Annotated in this window: 20 protein-coding genes; 10 read left to right on the top strand and 10 right to left on the bottom strand. The window is 65.0% G+C overall.

Translation table 11 applies throughout. The features are described from left to right. A partial coding sequence (locus H7290_RS21305; protein ID WP_366927610.1) for an SDR family NAD(P)-dependent oxidoreductase occupies nt 1-131 on the bottom strand: 131 nt, incomplete at its 3' end. Between the two features lie 235 nt (nt 132-366). Here H7290_RS21305 and H7290_RS07670 point away from each other — a divergent pair. The 3 genes from H7290_RS07670 (at nt 367) to H7290_RS07660 (ending at nt 3,128) form a co-directional block, all read left to right on the top strand. After that, nucleotides 367-1,392: an NADP-dependent oxidoreductase gene (locus H7290_RS07670; RefSeq protein WP_290513434.1), complete on the top strand. Its 1,026-nt coding sequence runs from the start codon at nt 367-369 to the stop codon at nt 1,390-1,392. A 169-nt stretch (nt 1,393-1,561) separates the two neighbouring features. Continuing rightward, nucleotides 1,562-2,326: an SDR family NAD(P)-dependent oxidoreductase gene (locus H7290_RS07665; RefSeq protein ID WP_290513433.1), complete on the top strand. Its 765-nt coding sequence runs from the start codon at nt 1,562-1,564 to the stop codon at nt 2,324-2,326. Then, nucleotides 2,313-3,128, top strand: a complete 816-nt coding sequence (locus H7290_RS07660; RefSeq protein WP_290513432.1) for a ThuA domain-containing protein — start codon at nt 2,313-2,315, stop codon at nt 3,126-3,128. Before H7290_RS07665 ends, H7290_RS07660 begins: the two co-directional genes overlap by 14 nt. 129 nt (nt 3,129-3,257) lie before the next feature. Here H7290_RS07660 and H7290_RS07655 read toward each other — a convergent pair whose 3' ends face one another. Next, entirely contained in the window at nt 3,258-4,799 is a 1,542-nt protein-coding gene (locus tag H7290_RS07655) for an AMP-binding protein (RefSeq protein ID WP_290513431.1), read from the bottom strand. 89 nt (nt 4,800-4,888) lie between these two features. On the opposite strand from H7290_RS07655, the gene H7290_RS07650 reads away from it, so the two are divergent. The 6 genes from H7290_RS07650 (at nt 4,889) to H7290_RS21300 (ending at nt 10,833) form a co-directional block, all read left to right on the top strand. Continuing rightward, nucleotides 4,889-5,851 (top strand): TIGR03621 family F420-dependent LLM class oxidoreductase, encoded by a 963-nt coding sequence (locus H7290_RS07650; protein ID WP_290513430.1) that lies wholly within the window; start codon nt 4,889-4,891, stop codon nt 5,849-5,851. Nucleotides 5,852-6,105: 254 nt separating this feature from the next. Beyond that, entirely contained in the window at nt 6,106-7,062 is a 957-nt protein-coding gene (locus H7290_RS07645) for a thiamine pyrophosphate-dependent dehydrogenase E1 component subunit alpha (protein WP_290513429.1), read from the top strand. Further along, the gene (locus H7290_RS07640) at nt 7,059-8,039 is read left to right on the top strand and encodes an alpha-ketoacid dehydrogenase subunit beta (RefSeq protein ID WP_290513428.1); all 981 of its coding nucleotides are present in this window, start codon (nt 7,059-7,061) and stop codon (nt 8,037-8,039) included. Before H7290_RS07645 ends, H7290_RS07640 begins: the two co-directional genes overlap by 4 nt. A gap of 61 nt (nt 8,040-8,100) precedes the next feature. Further along, on the top strand, nt 8,101-9,294 hold the full coding sequence (locus H7290_RS07635) for a dihydrolipoamide acetyltransferase family protein (protein ID WP_290513427.1): 1,194 nt from the start codon (nt 8,101-8,103) through the stop codon (nt 9,292-9,294). Between the two features lie 566 nt (nt 9,295-9,860). Continuing rightward, the gene (locus H7290_RS07630) at nt 9,861-10,055 is read left to right on the top strand and encodes a hypothetical protein (protein WP_290513426.1); all 195 of its coding nucleotides are present in this window, start codon (nt 9,861-9,863) and stop codon (nt 10,053-10,055) included. 280 nt (nt 10,056-10,335) lie between these two features. Continuing rightward, the gene (locus H7290_RS21300) at nt 10,336-10,833 is read left to right on the top strand and encodes a transposase (protein ID WP_366927609.1); all 498 of its coding nucleotides are present in this window, start codon (nt 10,336-10,338) and stop codon (nt 10,831-10,833) included. On the opposite strand, the gene H7290_RS07625 is transcribed toward H7290_RS21300, so the two are convergent. The 7 genes from H7290_RS07625 to H7290_RS07595 form a co-directional block, all read right to left on the bottom strand. Continuing rightward, on the bottom strand, nt 10,802-11,374 hold the full coding sequence (locus H7290_RS07625) for a TetR/AcrR family transcriptional regulator (protein ID WP_290513425.1): 573 nt from the start codon (nt 11,372-11,374) through the stop codon (nt 10,802-10,804). The genes H7290_RS21300 and H7290_RS07625 overlap by 32 nt on opposite strands. A 521-nt stretch (nt 11,375-11,895) precedes the next feature. Continuing rightward, the gene (locus H7290_RS07620; protein WP_290513424.1) at nt 11,896-13,158 is read right to left on the bottom strand and encodes an ABC transporter substrate-binding protein; all 1,263 of its coding nucleotides are present in this window, start codon (nt 13,156-13,158) and stop codon (nt 11,896-11,898) included. A 75-nt stretch (nt 13,159-13,233) separates the two neighbouring features. Next, entirely contained in the window at nt 13,234-13,980 is a 747-nt protein-coding gene (locus H7290_RS07615) for an ABC transporter ATP-binding protein (protein WP_290513423.1), read from the bottom strand. Then, the gene (locus H7290_RS07610; RefSeq protein WP_290513422.1) at nt 13,977-14,795 is read right to left on the bottom strand and encodes an ABC transporter ATP-binding protein; all 819 of its coding nucleotides are present in this window, start codon (nt 14,793-14,795) and stop codon (nt 13,977-13,979) included. The genes H7290_RS07615 and H7290_RS07610 overlap by 4 nt, the downstream gene beginning before the upstream one ends. Continuing rightward, the gene (locus H7290_RS07605; RefSeq protein WP_290513421.1) at nt 14,782-16,782 is read right to left on the bottom strand and encodes an ABC transporter permease; all 2,001 of its coding nucleotides are present in this window, start codon (nt 16,780-16,782) and stop codon (nt 14,782-14,784) included. Before H7290_RS07605 ends, H7290_RS07610 begins: the two co-directional genes overlap by 14 nt. Before the next feature lie 397 nt (nt 16,783-17,179). Next, nucleotides 17,180-18,133 carry an alcohol dehydrogenase catalytic domain-containing protein gene (locus H7290_RS07600; RefSeq protein ID WP_290513420.1) on the bottom strand — a complete coding sequence of 318 codons (954 nt, stop codon included), beginning with the start codon at nt 18,131-18,133 and terminating at the stop codon, nt 17,180-17,182. A 449-nt stretch (nt 18,134-18,582) separates the two neighbouring features. After that, a complete protein-coding gene (locus H7290_RS07595) occupies nt 18,583-19,416 on the bottom strand; it encodes a glucose 1-dehydrogenase (RefSeq protein ID WP_290513419.1) in 834 nt (277 codons plus the stop codon). 1,494 nt (nt 19,417-20,910) lie between these two features. On the opposite strand from H7290_RS07595, the gene H7290_RS07590 reads away from it, so the two are divergent. Next, nucleotides 20,911-21,252: a helix-turn-helix domain-containing protein gene (locus H7290_RS07590; protein ID WP_290513418.1), complete on the top strand. Its 342-nt coding sequence runs from the start codon at nt 20,911-20,913 to the stop codon at nt 21,250-21,252. Here the strand turns inward: H7290_RS07590 and H7290_RS07585 are convergent. After that, the gene (locus H7290_RS07585) at nt 21,237-21,674 is read right to left on the bottom strand and encodes a hypothetical protein (RefSeq protein ID WP_290513417.1); all 438 of its coding nucleotides are present in this window, start codon (nt 21,672-21,674) and stop codon (nt 21,237-21,239) included. The genes H7290_RS07590 and H7290_RS07585 overlap by 16 nt on opposite strands. Between the last annotated feature and the right edge of the window lie 205 nt (nt 21,675-21,879).

Raw genomic sequence — 21,879 nt, 5'->3', positions numbered from 1 at the left:
TTGTCACCCTTGGTCTGCGAGCGTCCGTTGAGCACCACTTTGGCGCCTTCGCGGAGGAAGGCTTCGGCGATCCCGCGGCCAAGTCCAGCTGTGCCACCGGTGATGACTGCGACCTTGTCTTGAAGTTGCATCTGTCCTCCTCGGACGCCCGCCAACGAGCGTAGTTACTTTGTGTAGACTCTAGTGAAGCACGTCACAAGCACGTTCCCGGGGTCGTAGCCAAAACCTTGAGGCGATCCGCGCCTCGCACGTGACGCCACATGCACTCAATCAACGAGGGGGCCGTATGTTGCGCGTCCAAGACCATCTTGGGTTCCGCGGGGCTGTTGTCCCCGGGCCGGCGTGATGGCCACGTACTCAGCGGGAATGGCCATCACCACCCGGGCTGTCACCCTCGTGAGGCGTCCCCACGCCGAGCCCCAGGCCGATGACTTCGCCGTCGTCGAGGTGCCGGTACCGCTGCTGAGGGACGGACAGCTGCTCGTCCGTAACGCGTTCATGAGCGTTGACCCGTCGATGCGGGGGCGGCTCGAGGAGACCGAGAAGCACTACACGACGAATTTTCAGGTGGGTCAGCCGCTCGACGGCTCGGCCGTTGGTCTGGTTGTGCAGAGCGCCGATCGGTCGGTGCCCGTTGGAACGTACGTCCGGCACCGCCTCGGCTGGAGGGAGCTCGCCGTCGTAGATGCGGCCGCCGTGAGCGTCGTGGACAGGAGCATCGCGCCGCTGTCCCGGTGGCTTGGTGTGCTCGGCCAGACCGGTTTCACGGCCTACGTCGGGCTGGTGCGCGCTGCGGACCTTCGGCCGGGGGACAGCGTCTTCGTCTCGGCGGCGGCTGGAGCCGTCGGTACGGCGGCCGGCCAGTTCGCCCGGTTGCTGGGTGCCTCGCGCGTGGTGGGTAGCGCCGGGGGACAGCGGAAGGCCGCGATGCTGCTCGATGAGTTTGGGCTGGACGGTGCCGTCGATTACCGCTCCGAGCAAATTCGGGCGGGCCTGGAGCGCGTAGCTCCCGACGGCATCGACGTCTATTTCGACAATGTCGGTGGCGACCACCTCGTTGCAGCGCTGGACTGTCTGCGTGTCGAGGGTCGCGTCGCGCTCTGCGGGATGATCTCGCAGGTCGGTGCCACCGGACCGCGGCCGGGTATCGACCATCTCATCTTGGCCGTGCTGAAGCGGGTAACGCTGCGCGGCTTCATCGTGCGCGATCACGAGGACCTTCGCCCGGAGTTCGAGGAGCGGGTGGGTAATTGGTTGCGAAGTGGCGAGTTGGTCTCCAAACAGACTGTTGCGGAGGGTATCGAGGGTTCGGTCGATGCCTTCCTCGGAATGCTGCGCGGCGTTAACGTCGGGAAGATGCTCGTGCGCCTGGACCCGGCGGTCGCAGAGTGATCCCCCCTCGGCCCGGTCGGTGTTGTCGTCGTGGCCCGGGGTGATCCGAGTAGCTACGACGGCCGCTTGATCGCGGCCCGCTCGAGGGCTCGACGCGATGCCCGACGACCCACATACTATGTAGCAAGAACAGAAACAGATTGCCTATAGACCACTAGAGAGGACACTCATGGATCTCCAGCTGAAGGGCAAGCGGGCACTCGTCACGGGCGCGAGCCGCGGTATCGGCCTGGCTGTCGCCGAGGTGCTGGCCGACGAGGGCTGTGCGCTGGCGATCTGCGCGCGTGGTGAGGGCGCCCTTGAAAGAGTCGCGGCCCAGCTGCGCGAACGCGGGGTCGAGGTGTACGCGCAAGCCGTCGACGTAACCGACCACGACGCGCTTGTTGCCTTCGTGAACAGCAGCGCTCAGGAGTTGGGCGGGCTCGATGTCGTGGTGTCGAACGTCTCCGCCGGCGCTGCCAAGACACCGGACCAGTGGCAGCGGAGCCTCGACGGTGACCTGCTCCCGCTGGTGCGGCTGATCGAGAGCGCGACGCCGCACCTGGAGCAGCAGGGCGGTGGGTCCATCGTTTCCATTGGGACCACCAACGGCTTCGACACCGTGCGACCGGCGTCGCCAAACGCATACTCGGCCCTCAAAGCAGCAGTGATCCACCACGCGTCGGCGCAGGCACACGTGCTCGCCAGGAGGGGTATCCGGGTCAACACCGTGTCGCCGGGGCCGATCGAGTTCCCGGGCGGCGATTGGGAGAAGATTCGCGATGGTCGCAAGGAGGTGTACGACGAGATCCTAACGAAGATCCCGGTGGGCCGTTACGGTCGCCCCGACGATGTCGCCGTCGCCGTCGCCTACCTCGCCAGCCCGCGCGCCGCGTTCACCAACGGGGTCAACCTTGTCGTGGACGGCGGCATCGTCACGCGTGTCCAGTTCTGACGTCGTGGCCGGGCCTGGCGGAAGACTCGATGTCGTCCTTGTCTGCGGTGGTCAGTGGCACGATTTCGACTACGCGCGTCGGATGCTGCTGAACTTGCTCGGCAATGAGCCGAGGGCGCGCACCCGAGTATTCGAGGACTACGCGATTGAGAAGGCGCTTGAGCGGGCCGACCTGCTCGTGACCTACACGTGCAACAACCGGCCCGACCCCGAGCAGCAGTTGCAGCTGGTCAAGTTCGTGGAGCGCGGTGGCCGCTGGCTGGCGCTGCACGGAAGCAACTCGGCGATCGACCCGCCCACTCCGGGCGGACCTCGGGTGTTCAGAACCCCAAGGGAGCTGGGTCCGGTCGCGCAGGTGCTGGGTAGCCAGTTCCTGGGCCACCCGCCGATCGCGCCGTACCTCGTGGAGGTCACGCAGCCGCACCATCCGCTGGTCGCTGGCGTGCAGGCGTTCGAGGTGGCTGACGAGCTCTACGTGAGCGAGCTGCACCCACCGCTCGACGTCCTGCTACACACGACACACAGCGGTCCCTCCCGAGGGTTCGTGGAAGGTGACACCACCGACGACCAGCCTCGGCCGGTGCTGTACTTGAAACGTTCCGGCGACGGTGAGGTCTGCTACTTCACCCTCGGGCACTGTCGGGGGCGATACGACATGCAGGATCTCGGAGTGGACGACCTCGGTGTTGAGGACCGGGGTGGCTGGGTCATCCCAGAGTTCGTCACAGTCCTCGGGCGGTGCCTGGACTGGGGGCTCCATGGCCATTCGACGGCCGCCCCTGCGGGCGTCATGGCGGTCTGAGCGGCCTGCCTACACCGCCTGCGGCCGACAATCTGGGTCCGCAGCCCGATGACGCTGCGGTGCACTTCGAAGAAGTGCGGGGGAGTCCTCGCTGATCGTGGCAGCGAGGTGCAGCGAGGTGCAGCGCGGTCAGCCCGCGATCGTGCGGTCGCTTTCCCAATAGGGCCGGCGCAGCGCGCGCTTGTCGAGCTTGCCCATGGCGTTGCGCGGCAGAGTGGCCACGAGCTCGTAGGTCTTCGGGCACTTGTAGCGCGCGAGTCGGTCGCGGCAGAACTCCGCAAGCTCATCGATGTCCACTTCCCTGGCCGGCACGACGAGGGCGCGCAGCGACTCGCCCAGGTCGCGATCGGGCACACCGATGACGGCCACTTCGGCAACGTCGGGATGCTGCGTGAGGACCTGCTCGCTCTCGGCTGGGTAGAGGTTTACGCCGCCGGACAAGACCATGTCCGAGATGCGGTCGGTGATGTAGACGAAGCCGTCCGGCGTCACGAGGCCCACGTCCCCGAGGGTGGCGACGCCGGGCGCGATGTAAGCCTGGCGTGTCTTCTCCTCATCACCGTGGTACTTCACCTCGCGTCCCGGAGGGGTGCGGAAGCCCAGTACGCCGACCTCGCCCGGGGGCAGCCCGTGGCCGTCGTCATCGAGCACAACTGCTTCGAACGGCGGGACCACCCGTCCGACGGAGCCCGGGTGCTCCAGCCACTCCTGGCTGGTGATGCGACAGACAGTGCCGATTTCGCTGCCGCCGTAGCTTTCGATCAGGACTGGACCGAACCACTGGATCATGGCGCGCTTCACGTCCGCTGGACATGCAGATCCGGTGTGCACGACGTTCACCAGGCTCGAGACGTCATGGCCGGCCCGGACGCCACTCGGGAGGGAGAGCAGCCGAGAGAAGTGGGTCGGGACCATCACGCTAGAGGTCACGCGGTGCTGCTGGATCAGCGTCAACACGCGCTCCGGGTCAAACTTGCCGAGCACGACCACCGGCTGGCCGGACAGCAGGTGGCGTACCGAAGTGAGCGGCCCGTTGTGCTGCAGAGGGCCGACAACCAGGTGGGGGCCGGGCGGGAAGCCAGAACGGCCCGCGAGGAACTCGGCGTACTCACGCGCCGTGCTGATCGTGGATGGCGCCCAGCGGACCTGGGTGCCGCGAGCCCTCCCGGTGGTGCCCGAGGTGTAGACGAGCAGTGGACGAGCCTCCCGGTCAAGGTCCCCGGGTATCACGTGTTTGCCGCGGGACCAGACTCCCCAACCGATCGCTGAGGCTGGTGGCTCGTCCACGCCGTGCACAACGATTGTGTCGATGCCCACCGACAGGGCGGCCTCCGTCACGACGGCGAGCGCTGCCGGCCCGGTGACGACGGCGACGACGGCAGCGTCGACGAGCTGGTCGGCCATCTCGCGGGCCGTCAGTTGGCGGGAGACCGCGACGGTGCCGACGCCGGCGAGGATCCCGGCAGCGTGCGCGAGAAGCGTGGGGGCGAGGTTCTCCCCAATCACCGCGATCCGGTCGTCAGCACCGGGCGCGACGTCCAGCATCGCGCCCGCGATCGCATCGACCTGGCGCGCTACCTCGGCCCAGGTCAGAGCCGTTCCGTCGTCGACCAGGGCTGAGCCGTCTGGGTCCTGCTGCGCGCGGGCACCGATGCCTGCAAGTCGGTTCACGAGTACTCCTCAAATGGAACGATTGCGCTATCGTCGCCTGAGACTGTAGAACGAGTCAAGAAACCCTGCTGATTGCTATGGAGATGCCCGTGTCAAGGCCGTTCCGTTTCGCCGTCCAGGCTTACCGCCCCGAATCAGGAGCGGCATGGCGCGACCTCGCCCGCAAGGTCGAGGACCTCGGCTTTTCGACGCTCCACACGTCAGACCACTACCTCGGCGCTGGACCGGTGTCCGATGCGACCGGCCACCGCCCCGTTACGTTGGCCCCCGTGCCCGCCATGGCGGTCGCGGCCGAGGTCACCAGCACCCTGCGCATCGGTTGTAGAATGTTCTGCGTCGGCTACCACCACTCGTACGTGCTCGCGAAGGAGATCGCCACCCTCGCCGAGTTGTCAGGCGGGCGCACCGAGGTAGGTCTTGGCGCCGGCTGGCTCAAGGCCGAGTACGAGGCGATGGGCCTGGCTTTCCCGTCAGCAGGGCAGCGGGTGACCCACCTTGGCGAGTTCCTCGACATGGTCAAGGACTTTCTGGCTGGCCGGACGGCTTCCACTGAGGGCGAGCACGTGCGGGTCCGCGACATGGCTCCGCTGCCACTTCTGGGCACGCCACCGCCGCTGATGGTCGGCGGTGGGGCGCCGCGCGTGTTGCGCCTTGCAGGCGCACAGGCAGACATCGTGAGCATCAACTTCAACAACCGCTCCGGGGTCATCGGCGCGGACAGCGTCGCATCCTCGGGGCACCTCGAGACGGTGCAGAAGCTCGGGTGGGTCCGCGAGGGCGCTGGTGACCGGTACGACGACCTCGAGCTCGAGTTCGCCGCCTACTTCCTGGCCGTCGAGGGCGGGACGACCACCGAGGAGCAGCTGATCGAGATGACCGGTCTTTCCGGCGAGAACCTTCGGACCTTCCCGCACGCCCTCGTCGGCTCCGTTGATGCGGTGTGCGAGGAGCTCGAGCGGCGCCGCGAGGTCTACGGCTTCAGCTACGTGACGATCGGGGACCGGGCCGCTGAGGCTTTCGCCCCGGTCGTCGAGCGACTCACAGGACGCTGAAGCCGGCTGCCAACACACCCGCGGTCATCGAGCTAGGCAAGCACTTGGACGTCGGCTGACCCTGCAGCGGGCTGTCATTTGCGGAGAGTTCTCACCAACCCTAGGTCGATGACCATCTCAACTGCAGCCCTGAGACCCAGATCCGGTGGACGCGCCCGCCGGAAAGGCTTGACATCAGAGTAAGTGGAGAGCTTCACTACATAGACCGACCGGCCGGTCGGGGCTGGGAGCAATCACGCCGAAACGGATGGTCGATGCCGCAGGCTTCGCGAACGTTGTTCGAGATCTACCGGGTCATGTTCTTGGCTCAAGCGTGGGAACAGGCACTCTTGCGGCTGATGGACGAGAACTTGGCGGCTGCCCTCTACCACCCTGGACGTGGATCCGAAGGCACCGAGGTCGCCGCAACCATGGCTCTGGAGCGTTCGGATTACCTGCTGTACGACCATCGGGGCGTTGCTCACATCGTGGCCAAGGGTGTCGATCTGGTCGCGATGTTCGGCGACTTTCTCGGCAATGAGTTGGGTACGACCCGCGGCATGGGGGCGGGGGTCGTACACATCGTCGATCCGGACCTCGGGGTGCTCGGTCAGTCCGGAACGCTCGGGGGAAGCCAAGTGATCGCTGCTGGCGCCGCACTGTCGTCGAAGCTGCGACGCAGCGGACAGGTCACGATGTGCTTCTTCGGTGATGGTGCCGCCAACCGTGGCACGTTCCACGAGGCCGCCAACGTTGCTGGCGCGTGGAAACTTCCTATCGTCTTTGTCATCCAGAACAACGGATGGGCGGTATCCGTGCCGGTCGAGCACTCAACCGGCGGACGGTTCGTCGATCGCGCGATCGGTTACGGGATGGTCGGAGTCCAGGTTGATGGTGCTGACCCGACGGCGGTCTACGGGGCCGCGGTCACGGCAGTCGCCCGTGCACGCAACGGTGAGGGGGCAACAATCATCGAAGCCAAAACAGTACGCATGCAGGGTCATTACTTCGGCGATGCAGACGGCTATCGTGACAAGGTTCTGGTTGCCGAGGACGCGCAGAGTGACCCGATTGTCCGGACCCGCGCCGAGCTGCTCCGCCAGGGAACGCTTGAGGCCGAGATCGCCGTAGTTGAGCGGGACGCACTAGTCGAGGTCGCCGAGGCGAGAGACAAGGCACTTGCCGGAAAAGCCCCGGAACCGGAGCGCATCTTCGAGGACATCTACGCATGAGCACACGGTCGATCACCTACGCACAGGCGATTAACGAGGCGATGTCGGAGGAGATGGAGCGCGACGAGCGAGTGTTCCTCATGGGACAAGACGTTGGCGCCATGGGCGGGGTTTTCGGGGTGAGCAAAGGTCTGCATGATCGTTTCGGCGACGAGCGGGTCATTGATACCCCCATTTCAGAGATGTTCATCGTGGGCGGCGCTGTCGGGGCAGCGTTGACGGGTATGCGACCCATTGCCGAGCTGCAGTTTGCCGACTTTCTCCACAACGCCGCCGACGAGACGCTTCACAAGATGGCGAAGTGGCGCTACATGCACGGGGGTAGGTTCACGGTGCCGATGGTGCTGCGACTACCGGAAGGGGCCACCGGCGGTTCCGGCGCGGAGCACTCGCAGTGCCCGGAGGCTGAACTCCTCCCGCACGCAGGGATTTACATCGTCATCCCATCCAACCCGGCGGACGCCAAGGGCCTGCTGAAAAGCGCGATCCGAGACGACAACCCAGTCGCGTTTTTCGAACACAAGATGCTGTACGCGTCCACGGGGGAGGTTCCCGACGACGAGGTCCTGATTCCGTTGGGCCAGGCTAAGATCTGCCGAGAGGGCACTGACGTCACCGTCGTGGCCTGGGGTCGCATGGTGACGCTCGCCCTCGAAGCAGCAAAAGCTGCCGTGCCGCTGGGCATCAGCGTCGAGGTGATCGATACCCGTGGGCTACGGCCGCTCGACACCGACGCCATTCTGGCCTCGGTCGCCAAGACGAGCAGGCTCATTGTCACCCATGAAGCGCCGCTGTCCGGTGGTGCCGCGGGCGAGATCGCGGCGATCGTCGCCGAGCACGGACTGGACCTCCTCGCCGCTCCGATCCGCCGGGTGTGCGGGACAGATACGCCGATGCCGCAGAACCCGGCCCTGGAAAAATTTGCCTTGCCCACCACGGCCGCACTACTCACTGCGATCACCGCACTGCTGGACTAGACTAGTGGCTTTTCCGATCCGGTGGCGTCACGTCACCACTTGACGACAGTGAGGGCTGACCGTGCATTTGCTTCACCTTCCCCGCCTCGGCCAGACGATGGAAGCCGGTATGATCACCAGTTGGCTGATCGATCTCGGCACTTCCTACGATGTAGATGCACTGCTGTACGAGGTCGAGACGGAGAAGAACACCGTCGAGATCGTCGCCAAACTGCCTGGGACCATTCTTCGCGTGATCGCTCCGAGCGACTGCGAACTGTCTGTCGGTGCCCTGCTGGCGGTGGTTGCCGACCCCGGTGAGTATCCGGACGACAGCGAGATCGATGCCCTCGTCGGTGCCGATCTCGCCGAGATCGCCAAAATCGAGAAGCTCGATGAGGCTGCCCCTGACCCGTCACCCATGGCGGCCATGGACACCACGGGACTGCTCCCGGTCGGGGCGGACCGGGGTATGAGAGTGATCCCCAAGGCGCGAGCAATGGCAGCCGCGGCGGGCCTCGAGCTATCGACGGTGATCGGTACCGGCAACGGTGGTTCCATCACCGTGGCCGATGTTGAGGTCGCGCTGGCCTCCGATCTGGGTGGTTCCGCGGTGGCAGAACGTCGGCCTCTCAGCAGTGTGGCCCGTGGCATGGCCAACGTCCTCAGCGCGAGTTGGCGTGACGTCCCGCAGTTTGTGCAGCAGATTCATGCCGACGCGACCCACATGAAACAGATTCGCGCCGCGCTGGCGGGTCAGGGTGTACGCGTGACCTTCACCGACATCTTGATTGCTGCGGTCGCTGCAACTGCGCGCGAGGTACCCGAGGCCAACGCCCAGTTCAACCCCGATGCGATTCACATCATGGCGGACGTCAACGTGACCGTTGCGGTGGACACCGATGCTGGACTGCTAGTACCGGTCATCGCGCGGGCTGACCAGCTCGACGTAGCGGGCGTGAGTGTGCGGCTACAGCAACTATCCGAACGAGCCCGCGCTCGGCGGCTCACCGCGGCCGACACGGCGGGTGGCACGATCACAGTCTCCAACCTCGGTGCGGCCGGAATCGAGACAGGCGTCCCGTTGGTGGTGTCCCCGCAGGCCACTGTCGTCTTTGCCGGGGCGATCACCGACTGCGCCGTCGTTGTTGATGGTGTTGTCGGTATCAGGCCGCTGATGGGTCTGGCGATCGGCTACGACCATCGCGTCCTCGATGGCTCCACCGCGGCCCGCTTCACTTCCGCGCTCAAACGACGACTGGAGACGGGAGCCTGAACGATGAGTGTCTGTCAGAGCGAACGATCCGGTCCGGGGTGAGCAAAGGGCCGGGGTAACCGCGACCCGGTTCGAGACGGGTTCTCGGACCTGCACATCTCCCGATTGCACAAGGGGAGCGATGCGGACGACGCGGCCCCTTGGTCCAGTGACCGTGGGCCAACGAACACCCTGCGCAGGTCAGCGAGCCGCTGAACGGCGTCGTGATGACTGTGTCGACTTCCCCGGTGGGCTGGTAGTGCGGCTCCTCGAGATGACGCGTGGTGAGGGGCGTCGCGACATGTCCTTCAGTCTGGCGTAGGACCTGGGCCCGGGGCATCACGATTCGTGTTCGACCATGAGCACGGACACGGGCCCCAGGTGGGAATTGGAGGGTAGGGCGCTGCCCGCTGCGGCTGCAGGTGATGACCACCCAGGACCTGGTGAGGTGCCTGTCGTGCGTGGCGGTGGCGGTGCTGGACGGTCGCCGCTGGTGCGGGATCTGCCCGCCGGGGGGAGGGGGGCGCCCGGGGCTGCTGTGCTGGTCGAAGCGGGTGTGGTGCTGTCGGCACCGGAAGTGTCCGGTGGTGACCTACTCCGAGGGCCCGGAGGCGTCCCGGCCGAGGAGGGTGCTGACCGGGCGGGCCCGGGCCCAGGCGAATAATTGGCTCGTCCATCGTGCGCACCCGGCGGCCCAGGTCGCGCTCAAGTTGGGGGCGGGTCGGCTCACCGTCATGCGGGCAGTCCGGGAGTTCGAGCCGGCGATCCTGGACGGGTCCTGAGTGGATAGGGCGGTGACCCGCCTCAGGGTCGATGAGACCGCGTTCCTCATCGCAAGTGCCCGCGTCCCTCCCCAGTACATCACCGGGCTTGTCGACCACGCCCCGACCGGGGGACGGCCCGGCCCGACTGCTCGACGTGGTGCCGGTGGCTCTGGGGCCCGTGATCACTGACTGGATTGCCACCCGCGGCGCTGACTGACGCGCCGGGTCGGCGGTCGCAGCCCTGGACCCGTCCCGCGGCTACGACACTTCGCTACGCGCCGGGCTCCCGGCCGCCACGGTGGTGCTGGAGCGGCTCCACTCAATCAAGCCGGCCCAGAACACGATCGACTTCGTCCGCCGCCTCGTGCAACACGACAGCTCTGGGCACCACGGCCGACGCGGCGACCTCACCACAGCATCTGGCGGGTCCTGCTCCGCGCCGCCGAGCGCCACACCCTGCGCAGCTACATCCGTCTGGTGGCCGGGCTCGCCACCGGCGACCCCGAGTGGATCGCCACCCCACCGTTGCATCCACCCCGGCCTCCCCGAGCTGGCGCGCCTGGCCCGCACCATAACCGCCTGGCAGGACCAGCTCCTCATCCACCTCACGACCAGCCGCGCCAGCAACGGCCCCACCGAGGCCGTGAGCGTGCCCATGAAACGGATCAAGCGTCTCGAACTCGGTTCCCGCAACTTCGCCAGCTCCCAGCTGCGCCCGATCCTGCACTGCGGCACCACCTGGCTCACTCACCGCACCACACCGATCAGGGGACGCTCACCACGCCTGGTGTCGTAGAGCCGGTAATGCCGCCCAGCAGAATTTGCCAGAATTTGTTGGCGAGATCGACGGTGGACATGGATCCGCTCGCGTCATACCATTGATAGGCCCAGTTGCAAATCCCGAAAAGTGCAAACGCTGCGATATCCGGATCTCGCACAAAACGGCCGTCAGCTTTGCCTTGTTCCAGTAGTCCGACGACCGTGCGGGTGTAGGCGTCGCGTTTCGCACGAATGGCTACCTGCTGGTCTCCCTGCAGGCTCCGATGGCACTCAAAAAACACACGAACATGACCCCTGTGCGTGCCGAGAAGTTGCAAGATGTCCTGCATGATGCCCAACAGTAGGTCGTCCACAGATATCTGCAGTTGCGCTGTTGAGCGCCCTTCGTGCTGACAGATGAGCAGATCGATGAATTCCTCGTGGATTGCGTAGAGAATGTCACTCTTGCTCTTGAAGTAGTGGTAGATCGTCGGCTTGGCGACTCCCACGGCGGCGGCCAGGTCCTCCATTGATGCGACGTGGTACCCGCGCGAATCAAACAGCTCAGCCGCTCGCACGATGATCTCCTCCCTGCGTCCCAACGCCGATGGAAGGCTCCTCGTTCTAGTCATGATTCTTACCTCTCTTTGAACGCATCAACTGCTTTACCATGCAGATGGTCCAGAATGACGACAGGCCTCAAGGCATTCCGCTCACCGTCAAATTGCCGTATCTACCGGGTGGTCCATCGCCCGCGGCTCGGACCCATTCAATGTCGGTTCAGTCAGATTGCATGGGTCAACGCGACGCGCAGTATTCGCCCGTACCGCATTTACAACTCATGCTTGACGAGGGCTTGGAGTTCGAGGGGCAGGCCCCTTGGTTGCGGCTAGGAGGCGGACTTGGTCGTAGTTGACCTCGCGCTAAGTGCCGACAACCAAGATGTTCGGTCGACACAGGCTAGGGCGGTTCGGTGGTCCGTGATGTCGACCCCCATGAGTCCGCAGGAGTGGCGCAGCTCCGGCTTGGCGGACCGGCGGAGGCGCGGGCTACGGAGACACCACTGTGTCCCCGCGACCCGCGCCCGATGCCGGATGGTTTAGAGCAGGTCGATGCCGATTGAGCTGCCAACATCGACGAGTCCCTTGCCGTCAAACTGATAGAATGTCGCATCTGTGTGACAGATCGCCGGGAACGCCGCTACGGGCGGTCCAGAACAGGTGTACGGCGTTGCCAGCCAGTTGTGCTGTTTCACGGTTGCCTTCATGAAAGCGGGAATCGAGTCTGACGTCAGCTTGTCGACGCCGATCTTGTTCGACAGCTCCCAGAGGTTCATTGTCGACTGGAAACCGAGCAGCGTGAAGGCGTCAACCTTGGACAGGTCCTCATCGGTGTACTTTTTGTGCGCGTACTGGAACTGCTTCATCTCATCGAGCACCGGTGACTGCTGGATTTGCTGGGTCTCTCCGGTGAAGTACATGCCCTTGCCAGCAACGGCGTTTTGTGTAAACAGCTCTGGGACGACGCAGGAGCCCGTACCGACAGCCGGGATTTTACTGCCCGCGCCCTGTAAAGCTTTGATGAGCTTGGTGCAGTCCTGCGGGCCAACGAGCAGCACTATTGCGTCAGGCCTTTTCGACACCGCCTGTTGCGCCTGAGTCGCAAAATCCGTTGTTCCTGCGGGTGCACCGATGAAGGTGCTGTCGACGCCGAGCTTCTCCAGCGGTCCTTCGATGAAGGTTTTGTACGAACTGACGCCCGATGGCGCGTCTGTACCAATGCTGATAACGGTCTTGGCGTTGAACTTGTCCTTGATGAAGCGTGCCACTGCTGGCACTTGAACCGGCGAGGCACCGATACTGTAAAAGGCGTTGGGAGAGGTGTACTCCTTGGCCTGGATAGGGGCACCGAACGTCAACGGGATCTTGGCGCTCTCGTAGATTGGTACCGATGCCGGAGCGCCCAGATCGATGCCTGTCATCACCGAAAGGACCTTATCGCCGATGAACTTGTTTGCGCAGGACTGCGACTTCTCGGGAGTGCCGTCGGTGAGGCACTCTTTGACGTCCATCGGACGGCCACCGATGCCGCCGAGCTCGTTGTTGATGTAGGCCTGGGCCATTTTAGTACCGACCCCGGCTTGGGCGAAGTCACCGGTGGCGGCACCCACTTGGTTTACGAAGCCGAACGGGACCCCATTCCCAGTTGCCTTCTTCAAGGCGGCTCCGTTGTAGCCCGTGGTCGACGACCCGCTATCGCCGCCGGCGGACGAAGTACCGCTGTTGGAACAGGCCGTCAATGTCGTCGCGGTGGCGAGCGCAACGAACAACACCGCCCCCCTACGAGCACGGGAATTGAACATGTGTACCTCCTTGAGAGTCGACCGAAACGGTCAGTGCGTTGGCGGGCGGGCGGTGCGCCTGGACCCGTGAGCCGTTCAGAGCGCGGCGTCGCCGAGGTACTGCGACGCCAAGAGATCGCGGCGAGCCGCGAGGTCCTTGGCCGAGCCAGTAAGAACCACGTCGCCGTGTGTCAGAACGACGGCTCGGTCGGCGACGGTCAAGGCCATATGGATGTGCTGCTCGACGATGATGACGGCGAGCCCGAGATCATCGGCAACCGTGCGAAGGATGGGAAGCAGTCGTTGCACAATGACAGGAGCCAGGCCCAGGCTCATCTCGTCGACCAGGAGCACTTTGGGCTCACTGGCCAGAGCCCTCGCGAGGGCCAGCATCTGCTGCTCGCCGCCCGAGAGCTGGCCGGCTAGGCGTCCCAGCAGCGGTTCGAGCGCGGGAAGGTAGGCGATCGCGGAGTCGATCGCCTTCTGTCGATCACCACGGATGGCGAGCAGCAGATTTTCCCTCACCGTGAGGTCGAAGAACAGGGCCCGCTCTTCGGGAACGAGGGCTACGCCGCCGCGGGCCGCCGACCAAGGCCGCTTGGCGTCGACGGCCCGTCCCAGAACGGTGATGTCGCCGCTCTGCGCCGGCAGCAGGCCGGCGATAGTGAGCAGAGTCGTGGACTTGCCCGCGCCGTTGGGGCCGAGCAGTGCTACGACCTCTCCCGCTGCGACGGTGAGGTCGAGGTTGCGCACGACCGTGGTGGCGCCGTAGCCAGCGTGCAGACCACGCACCTCGATGGCCAAGGGTCGATGAACCGTTGGTGCGTGCGCAGCGGTGCTCATGCGGTGTGTGCTCCGATCGAGGGCAGTGACCGGCTCACGGACTCCGGCGTCGGCTCGAGATCGGAGTCAACGTCCGAGCCAAGGTAGGCAGCCACCACGGCGGGGTTGTTCCTGATCTCATCAGGGGTCCCTTCGGCGATCACGCGGCCAAAGTCGAGAACGTAGATGCGGTCGCAGATGCCAAGCACCAAGTTCATGTCATGGTCGATCAGCAGCATCGACGCGCCGTTGTCCACTTTGCCGCGCAACAGACGGCCGAGAGTCTGGCTTTCGCCGCTGTCGAGTCCCGCTGCCGGTTCGTCCAGCAGGAGCAGGTCGGGCTTGCGCACCAGCACCCGGGCGATCCCGACGAGCTTCCGGTGCCCGTGCGACAACTCCGGGGGGCGGAGCCCGGCCAACTCGGTCAGGCCGAGGGTGGCCAGAGTGTCATCGAGGAGCGCATCGTCAACCGGCCTGCGCCCAGGCCGCACCACGTCGGCGAGCGGCTCCCACCAACGAGGATCCGAGGCCGCCACCCGACAGTTGTCACGTACAGAGAGGTCGTCGAACAGCTCCAAGGATTGAAACGTCCGAATCATACCCAGCCGGGTCCGGCGGTGCGCCGGCAACGAGGTCACCTCGTGCCCGTCGAAGATGACGTGACCTGACGTAGCCGGCGTAAAACCAGTCAGGCAGTCAATCATCGTCGTCTTGCCGGCACCGTTCGGCCCGATCAGCCCGACCAGGCTGCCCCGGTCCACCCGCAGCCGAGCCTCGTCCAGTGCGACAAGCCCGCCGTAACGAACGGTGAGGTCGTCCAGCTCAAGGAGTGACATCGACATTCCTCCCGGCCATTGCAGGGGAAGCGTCGGGCTGTCTGCGCTTGGCCAGGCGGGCCCGCACCTGATCTCGAGTGATGGACATACCGCCGGAGATCCCGTCCTGGTTGAGCACGGCAGTCAGGATGAGACCGATGCCGGCGACGATCTGTACGTAGCGGCCGAAACCGAACGCGTTGTCCAGGACGGTCGACAAGATCCCGCCGCCGGCGAGCACCCCGCCGACGAGTGCACCAGAGACGCTGGTGATGCCGCCCATGTAAGCAAGGGCCAACCATGTGAGCCCCACGAAGATGTCGAAGGAGCCAAAGGAAAGCGTGGTCTGTAGGTACCCGATCATGACGCCACCGATCGCTGCAAGCGCCGAAGCGATGCCGAACGCGACCAGCTTCGTGGCTGCCACGTTGATGCCGACGGACGCTGCGGCGGCTTCGTTTGCCCGCAAGCTGAGGAAGCGCAGTCCGGTGATGCCGAGGCGAAGGTTAGTCACACCTATGCAGAGCAGGACCAGCACGATGATCAGAAACACCCCGAAGGCGGGCCGGGGGAACTCACCGGGCGCGCGCACGCCCAAGTCCAGCCCAAACAACCCGGGGTTCGGGATCTTGCTGCCGAGCAGACCGCCAGTGAAGGAGGAGTTTTTGAACAAGAACTCCTGGACCGCGATCCCGCCAGCCAGCGTCACCACCGCCAGTTGGACACCACGCACCCGCAGAGCCGGCAATCCAACGAGCACGCCTACGGCAGTGGCCAGCAGGACAGCGAGGATGGGAGACAGCGGGAACGGGATGCCAAGCTGGTCCGCGAACCTGCTCAGGCCGAAGCCTGCGGTTCCCGCCAGTGCGGCTTGGGCGAGCGAGATCTGTCCGACAAAGCCGGTCAGGACGACGATCGACAACATGATGATCGAGATGACCATTGTGTTGAGAAGAGCCAGTTGCAAGCCAGAGCTGAGGGTGAACAGCAGGATGAGCAGCACGATCGGACCGACAACCGTCGTGATCCTCCGAGCTGAAGGACTGGCAGCGCGGGAGATCGGCAACCGTGCGGAGCTGAAGCCGCGGGCGGGCAGTCTACGTCCACTGATCACTAGGACCGCGATGATGACGAGGAAGGGGAGGCCCTGAGAAGCGCCGGTCTTGGCGAACTCCGGATACCAGTCAAAAGTCTGGACATCAAGGATCCCCGACTGCGCCGCCCCGATGAGCAGTCCCGCGATCGCGGTGATTGGAAACGACGTGAGCCGCCCGATCAACGCCGCACCGAGGGCAGGCACCACCAGCAGCGTCATCGTGATGGCGTCTACGCCTGAGATCGGCACGAGAACGATCCCGGCCCCGCAGGCAAGCGCACTGGCGAGGGCCCAGTTCACGGCGGCAAGGCGGAAAGGGTTGTAACCAAGAATAATCGCACCGCGCTCGTTGCCCGCCGCTGCGCGAGTAGCCAGGCCAAACCTGGTGAACCGATAAATGAACGTCAGCACGACGGCGACGACAATTGCCAGTCCGGTCAAGAAAAACCGGTCGCTCGGGACGACGTACGAGCCTACGGACAACGATTCTGTCGGGAAGACGGGCGCGGTCGAGGTGTTGTTTGATCCGAACTGCAGAACCGCTGTGGCTTGCAGACTCAGCAGCAGGCCAACGCTTGCCACGACGTTAGCCAGCATCGGGGCGGCACGAAGCGGCCGGAAGATCAGAAAGTACGAGAGCAGCCCCATGAGCAGGCCGACGAGCAGGGTGTAGAGGATCGACACGATCAGCGAGGCGTCGTCGCCGATCTGGATCGAGAACGGCACGAACGGAAACACTAGTTTACCGCTGTCGCGGATCTGGATGAACGTGTAGGCGCCGAACATGGCAAAGGCTCCGTGGGCGAAGTTTATGACCCCCGACCCACGGAAGGTAAGGACGAGGCCTAGCGCGATCAGCGCGTATGCGGCGCCAGCGGCCAAGCCCAGAATCAGGATGACGACGTGGTTCATGCATGACCTCCTGGTACGCCGGCTGCTCGCACGACTTGCTTACGATGTGGCCCAAACCTGACCGACTGGTCGGGCGACTCAGAGTGTCAAGTGTTAGCCGTCACATGTCAAGGAGTATCTGGTGCGTTCATCTCGTAACTCTTGTGGCTCCGAACGACGGCACCTCAGCTCGGGCGGGCAAACCTGCCGGTTCTGGTTGTAGGGCGTGGCTACAGATACTGCACGACGCGTCGACAACTCTGGTGAGGGGCGCGATCGGCGGTCGCGGTCGATGGGGTGAGGAAGGCGTCACGTTCCACTTGTGACCACCGCACAAGCTTCCGTACGGGTTGCCGCTGAAGGCTGCAGGTGGTCCGCAACGAGGGGCGGTCGTCGGATGCAGGCCCGGGCGGTGGTGCTAGGGGTGAACCATCACCTTGATCGATGAGGTGGTCTGGCGCTGAGCCTCGAATGCATCGGTGATGTCGGCCAGCGCGAAGCGGTGTGAGATGAGGGGGAGGACTAAAAGTCGCCCCGCGGCCAAGAGAGCGAAGGCGTTTCGGAAATCGAGCTCGGTGTAGGCGAAGCTGCCGAGTAACCGCAGCTCCTTCTGTACCACTGTGTCAAGGTCAATCACGGAGGGACGGGCCGTTAGTGCGACCATCGAGAGCGGCGCGCCCGCGCGAGCGACACGCAGAGCGGTCGGGAGGACACTGACTGCTCCGGAGCATTCGAAGACCGATCCGATGGCGCCGGCTTCGTGAAAGCTCGACGTGGTGCGTCCCCTGGAGGCCGCGAGCGATTCGTAGACGTCGTCAGCCAGGGGATCGATGACCTCGTTGGCCCCCGCCGCGAGGGCGGCCGCGCGGCGAACCGGCGACGTGTCCACGGCGATCACATCGGTGACGCCTCGAGCCTTCAGAATCTGAGCGACGCATTGCCCGATCGTGCCCAGACCAAAGACGATCGCCGGTTCCCCGACATGGGGCCGGGCGCGGTCAACCGCCCGGTAGGCCACCGACAGCGGTTCTAGGAACGCCGCCTCTTCAAACGAGACGTGGTCAGGCAGGATAAACAGTCGCTGACCGACGTTGGCATTGCGGACGAGGACCTGGTCGCCAAATCCGCCAGCCGAGCCGTCGAGATGCGAACAGAGATTTCCTTCCCCTGCTCGGCACCGTTGGCATGTGCCGCAGGGCGCGATCGGGTTGACGGTCACGCGGTCGCCGACGACCACGTTGCTCACGTCTACACCAACTTTGCTGACCACCCCGGCGTACTCGTGTCCCAACGGCGCCCCGGGCGCGATCCAAGTCCCTTCGGTGTAGGCGTGTACGTCCGAGCCGCAGATGCCGCAGGCGCGGATGTCCACAACGACGTCGGCGGGTCCAGGCGTCGGTTCCTCGACCTCGTCCAGCTGAATCGTGCGGATGGCTTCCCACCTTGCGACGCGCACTGTGTACTCCTCGGATCCGACCGACCGACTAGTCGGATGCGGTGAATCTTTACAGGCTCACCTGAAACTTGGCAAGGCCACTGTGAACGGGCGCGGCGGGTGGGGCCGAACACTCGAGCCACACCCTGGGACGGGGCCGACCCGCGGCCTGGTTGGTAGTCACCAATCGAGTCACCGGTGGTGAAGCCGGGCCGCCTGCAGGTGACGTCGATGAGAGTGCGCCCAGGGAGTACCTCCGGTGTCCAGCCAACCGATCAGAGGCCGGTGCGAAGCCGCATAATTACGTAAGCAAGTAGAGATGTCGTGGGCAGCTTCTCTGTCTGATCTCGACTATTCCGGAGTCCAGGCGGCGATACCCGCAGGTCTCAGCGAGCGGTGTAGCCCCCGTCGACAGGGTAGAAGCCGCCGGTGGCGAAGGAGGCGGCGTCGCTGGCCAGCCAGGCAACGAGCGCCGCGACCTCATTCGGATTACCTAGGCGGTCCAGGGCGTGCAACGACGCTAGGTCGCTGCGCTGTTCCTCATTAATCTTGGAATCGATCATCGGCGTCGAAATGTACCCAGGACCCACCGAGTTCACACGGATGCGGTCCGGCGCATGGGCCAACGCGGCCGACTTGGTGAGCCCGACCACGCCGTGCTTAGCAGCGACGTATGCGGGCGACATCTCGTGTGCGACCGTACCGAGTACGCTCGCCATGTTGACAATCGATCCCCCCCCGTTGCCGCGCATCTCCCGGATCTCAGCGCGGGTGCAGTAGAAGACCCCATTCAGATTCACGTCCAGAATTCGCAGCCAGTCCTTGGTGGAGCAGTCCGCCGCGGATGCTGCTGTTCCGCCGGCCCCCGCGTTGTTGACGGCAATGTCGAGGCTACCGAAGTCGGCTACTACCGCAGCGACCGTGGCGTCCACCGCTTCTGGGTCGACGACGTCAAGCTGGTACGCACGTGCCTCATATCCAGCGGCACGCAACTGTGCTGCGATCTTCTCCGCAGCAACCGGATCAATGTCAGCCAAAGCCACCGTGGCCGATGAAGCTGCCAAGGTCCACGCGCAGGCCGCGCCGATCCCCGAGCCAGCTCCGGTCACGAGTGCCACTTTCTTGGCCAGTTCATAATCTATCACGATCGTGTACCGGCGATGAGCATATTCGGCCTTATCATCATGCTGGTTGTCGAGCGCGGCGGCTAGTTCATTCAATGGCCATTGCTCATACAGCGACTGAACTGGAGACCGATTCTCCTGATGTATGCGACTTATTTGCACCTCCGGCGCAGCAAGGCACGTCAGATTCAGAGTTCACGTACAGGGCGATCTCGAGCTCAATACAGCCCGGGTTATCGAGCGGACTCGACTTGTCTCCGATGAGACGTGTGCGAAGATTTTGGTACAGAGCGGTTCGCATCTCGGACCTCCGGTCGCCGACAGATTCATAGCGATCTGGCTGACCTCGGCGGCGTGGGAAGAAACTTTTCAGTGAACCGACCGGGCGGTCGGACCTCGGAGAACCGCTTCGTGGCTGGATTTCGACACGTGCTTCCAGACGACCACCCGAGCCACCACAGATTGAGCCCGGCCCCACCGAAGGTGTCAAGCGAGTTGAGACAGTGGGGGTTCGTTGCTTTGTACACGGGCTGTGCAGCTAGGCCAGTTGCTCCAGGCTCGGTGGGCCGTGGTGGGGGTTGGGTGGTGGTGTCGAAGCCGGGCGGAGTCCCGGTGTAGTTGTCGTGCTGGGTCGTGCGGCGCTGCCACCGGATTTCGACAGTCATGGGCGTGCCGCGGTGGGCGTTCAGGCTGATCGGTGGGCCAGCGACCTGGGCGACTTGGGCGGCACGGGTGGCCCGGGTGATGAGTTCGGTGGCGTCATCAAGGGCGCGATGGTCCAGCCCACGATGTAGCGCTAGTCGATGTTGGGAATCCTGTTGACCTCGTGGTGGAGGCCGTGTTGCGGCCCGCGGAGCTTGGTGTTGTCTAACGGCCACACATCGCGGGGCGCGGTGCCCATCAGCTGCGGTCGAACCCGGGTGGGGTGGGCGGGCTTGGTCGCGGCCGCCTCCGCGGCGGCCGCGGCGGCGTAGCCGGTGCATCCTCCTCGTCGAGCGCAGGTAGGTCCCCTGATCCAGCAGCGTCGCCTAGATTTGTACGACCGAGCCGACCCACAACCGTGGGTTGGTCGACATCGCAAACACCGCTTCCTGCTCGGCTGGGCTCTGGGCGTTCGACGGGGCCGGCCGCAGGACTCGCTCGATCGGAACGACAGGCAACGGCCGCCGGTCGCAGTGGTGCCTGGCCGGGGCGGTGTTCGGCAACGCGCCCGTCCGTCTCGCCCTGGTCCGCTCGGCGAGCTGGAGCACCGTCCGTCTGTTCACGTCGTCGACCGCTGATCGGTGTCTGCGGTCTCGGAAAGCATCGCCAACAGCTCGTGCGATCTCCCGACCCTCGCCGACGCCGCCCGGTTTTGGCGAGCTCCCGCTCGGACCGCTACCCGCGGGCCAGCAACATGGCGTCTACCCGGGGCTCGGCGGACTCTCTCGCGGGTCGGCCTGTCGTCACAGGCGTGAGACCGGCCAGGGCGAGACTGCGACAGGCGCGGCGAGTGCGGGCTCTTTCGGCGCAGCAGCGCTCGGCAGGTTTAGGCGGTCGTAGCAGTTGATCCTGGGTGGGGTGGGATCGCGGCGTGCGTCGATGGTGTGTGTGGCTGATCGGGAGGAGATCTCCCGCGGCTTGCCTGAAGGCGTGCAGCTCACCGAGATTGAAACCCGAATCGGCCGTGATCCGTCGGTGGTGTCGAGGGAGGTGGGTCGCCACGGTGGTCGGGGCGCCTATCGGGCGCACGCCGCGCAGGAGGCGGCGGCGTTGTCGTGTGAGCGCCCGAAGCCGCTGGCGGTGGACCGGCATCCGCGGTTGCCGGCGGTGGTGCACCGGATGCTCGTCGGGGGGTGGTCACCGGCGTCGATCGCGGGCCGCTTGCCCATCGACTACCCCGACGACCACCCTTGCCGGGTGTCTCACGAGGCGACCTACACCTGGGTGTAGGCCCAGCCGGTGTCGTCACTGGCCCGGGAGCGATCAGCCTGCGCACCGGGCACCGTGTCCGGCGCGGTGGTGCCCGACCGGCACCGCAGCCGCGGATCCGGGAACCCCGCTACCTGGAGGAGCGCCCCGCCGAGGTGGCCGGTTGGGCGGTGCCTGGGCGCGGGGAGGGAGATCCCGTCATTGGTAGGAACGGGGCCCTGCGCGGTGGCGACCCTGGTGGAGCGCATGTCGCGGTTTCTGATCCTGGTGCCGCTGACCGGGCGCGACTGCCTCACCGTCGGTGAGGCGATCATCGCCGCCACCGGAACCCTTCCCACCCAGGTCCGCCGGTCGCTGAGGTGCGACTGCGGGTCGGAGATGGCCCGGCCCACCATGATCACCGCGACCGGGTTGCCGGTGCTCTTCGCCCCACCCCCACTCACCGTGGGAACGGGGCAGCAACGAGAACCGCAACCGCATCCTCCGCGAGTTCTTCCCCAAAGGCGTGCCCATCACCAGCGACCCGAACTACCTCGCCGCCGTCGAGATCAACGACTGACCCCGTAAAATCCACCACTGGAAAAAACCGTCAGAAGTATTCACCGAACTCATCGACCAACATGCTTCCACCGCCTGAACTCGCCCCGG

This window comes from Aeromicrobium sp. (assembly GCF_014378035.1).
Classification (GTDB): domain Bacteria; phylum Actinomycetota; class Actinomycetes; order Propionibacteriales; family Nocardioidaceae; genus Aeromicrobium.
This window is presented reverse-complemented; position numbering and strand designations above follow the sequence as displayed.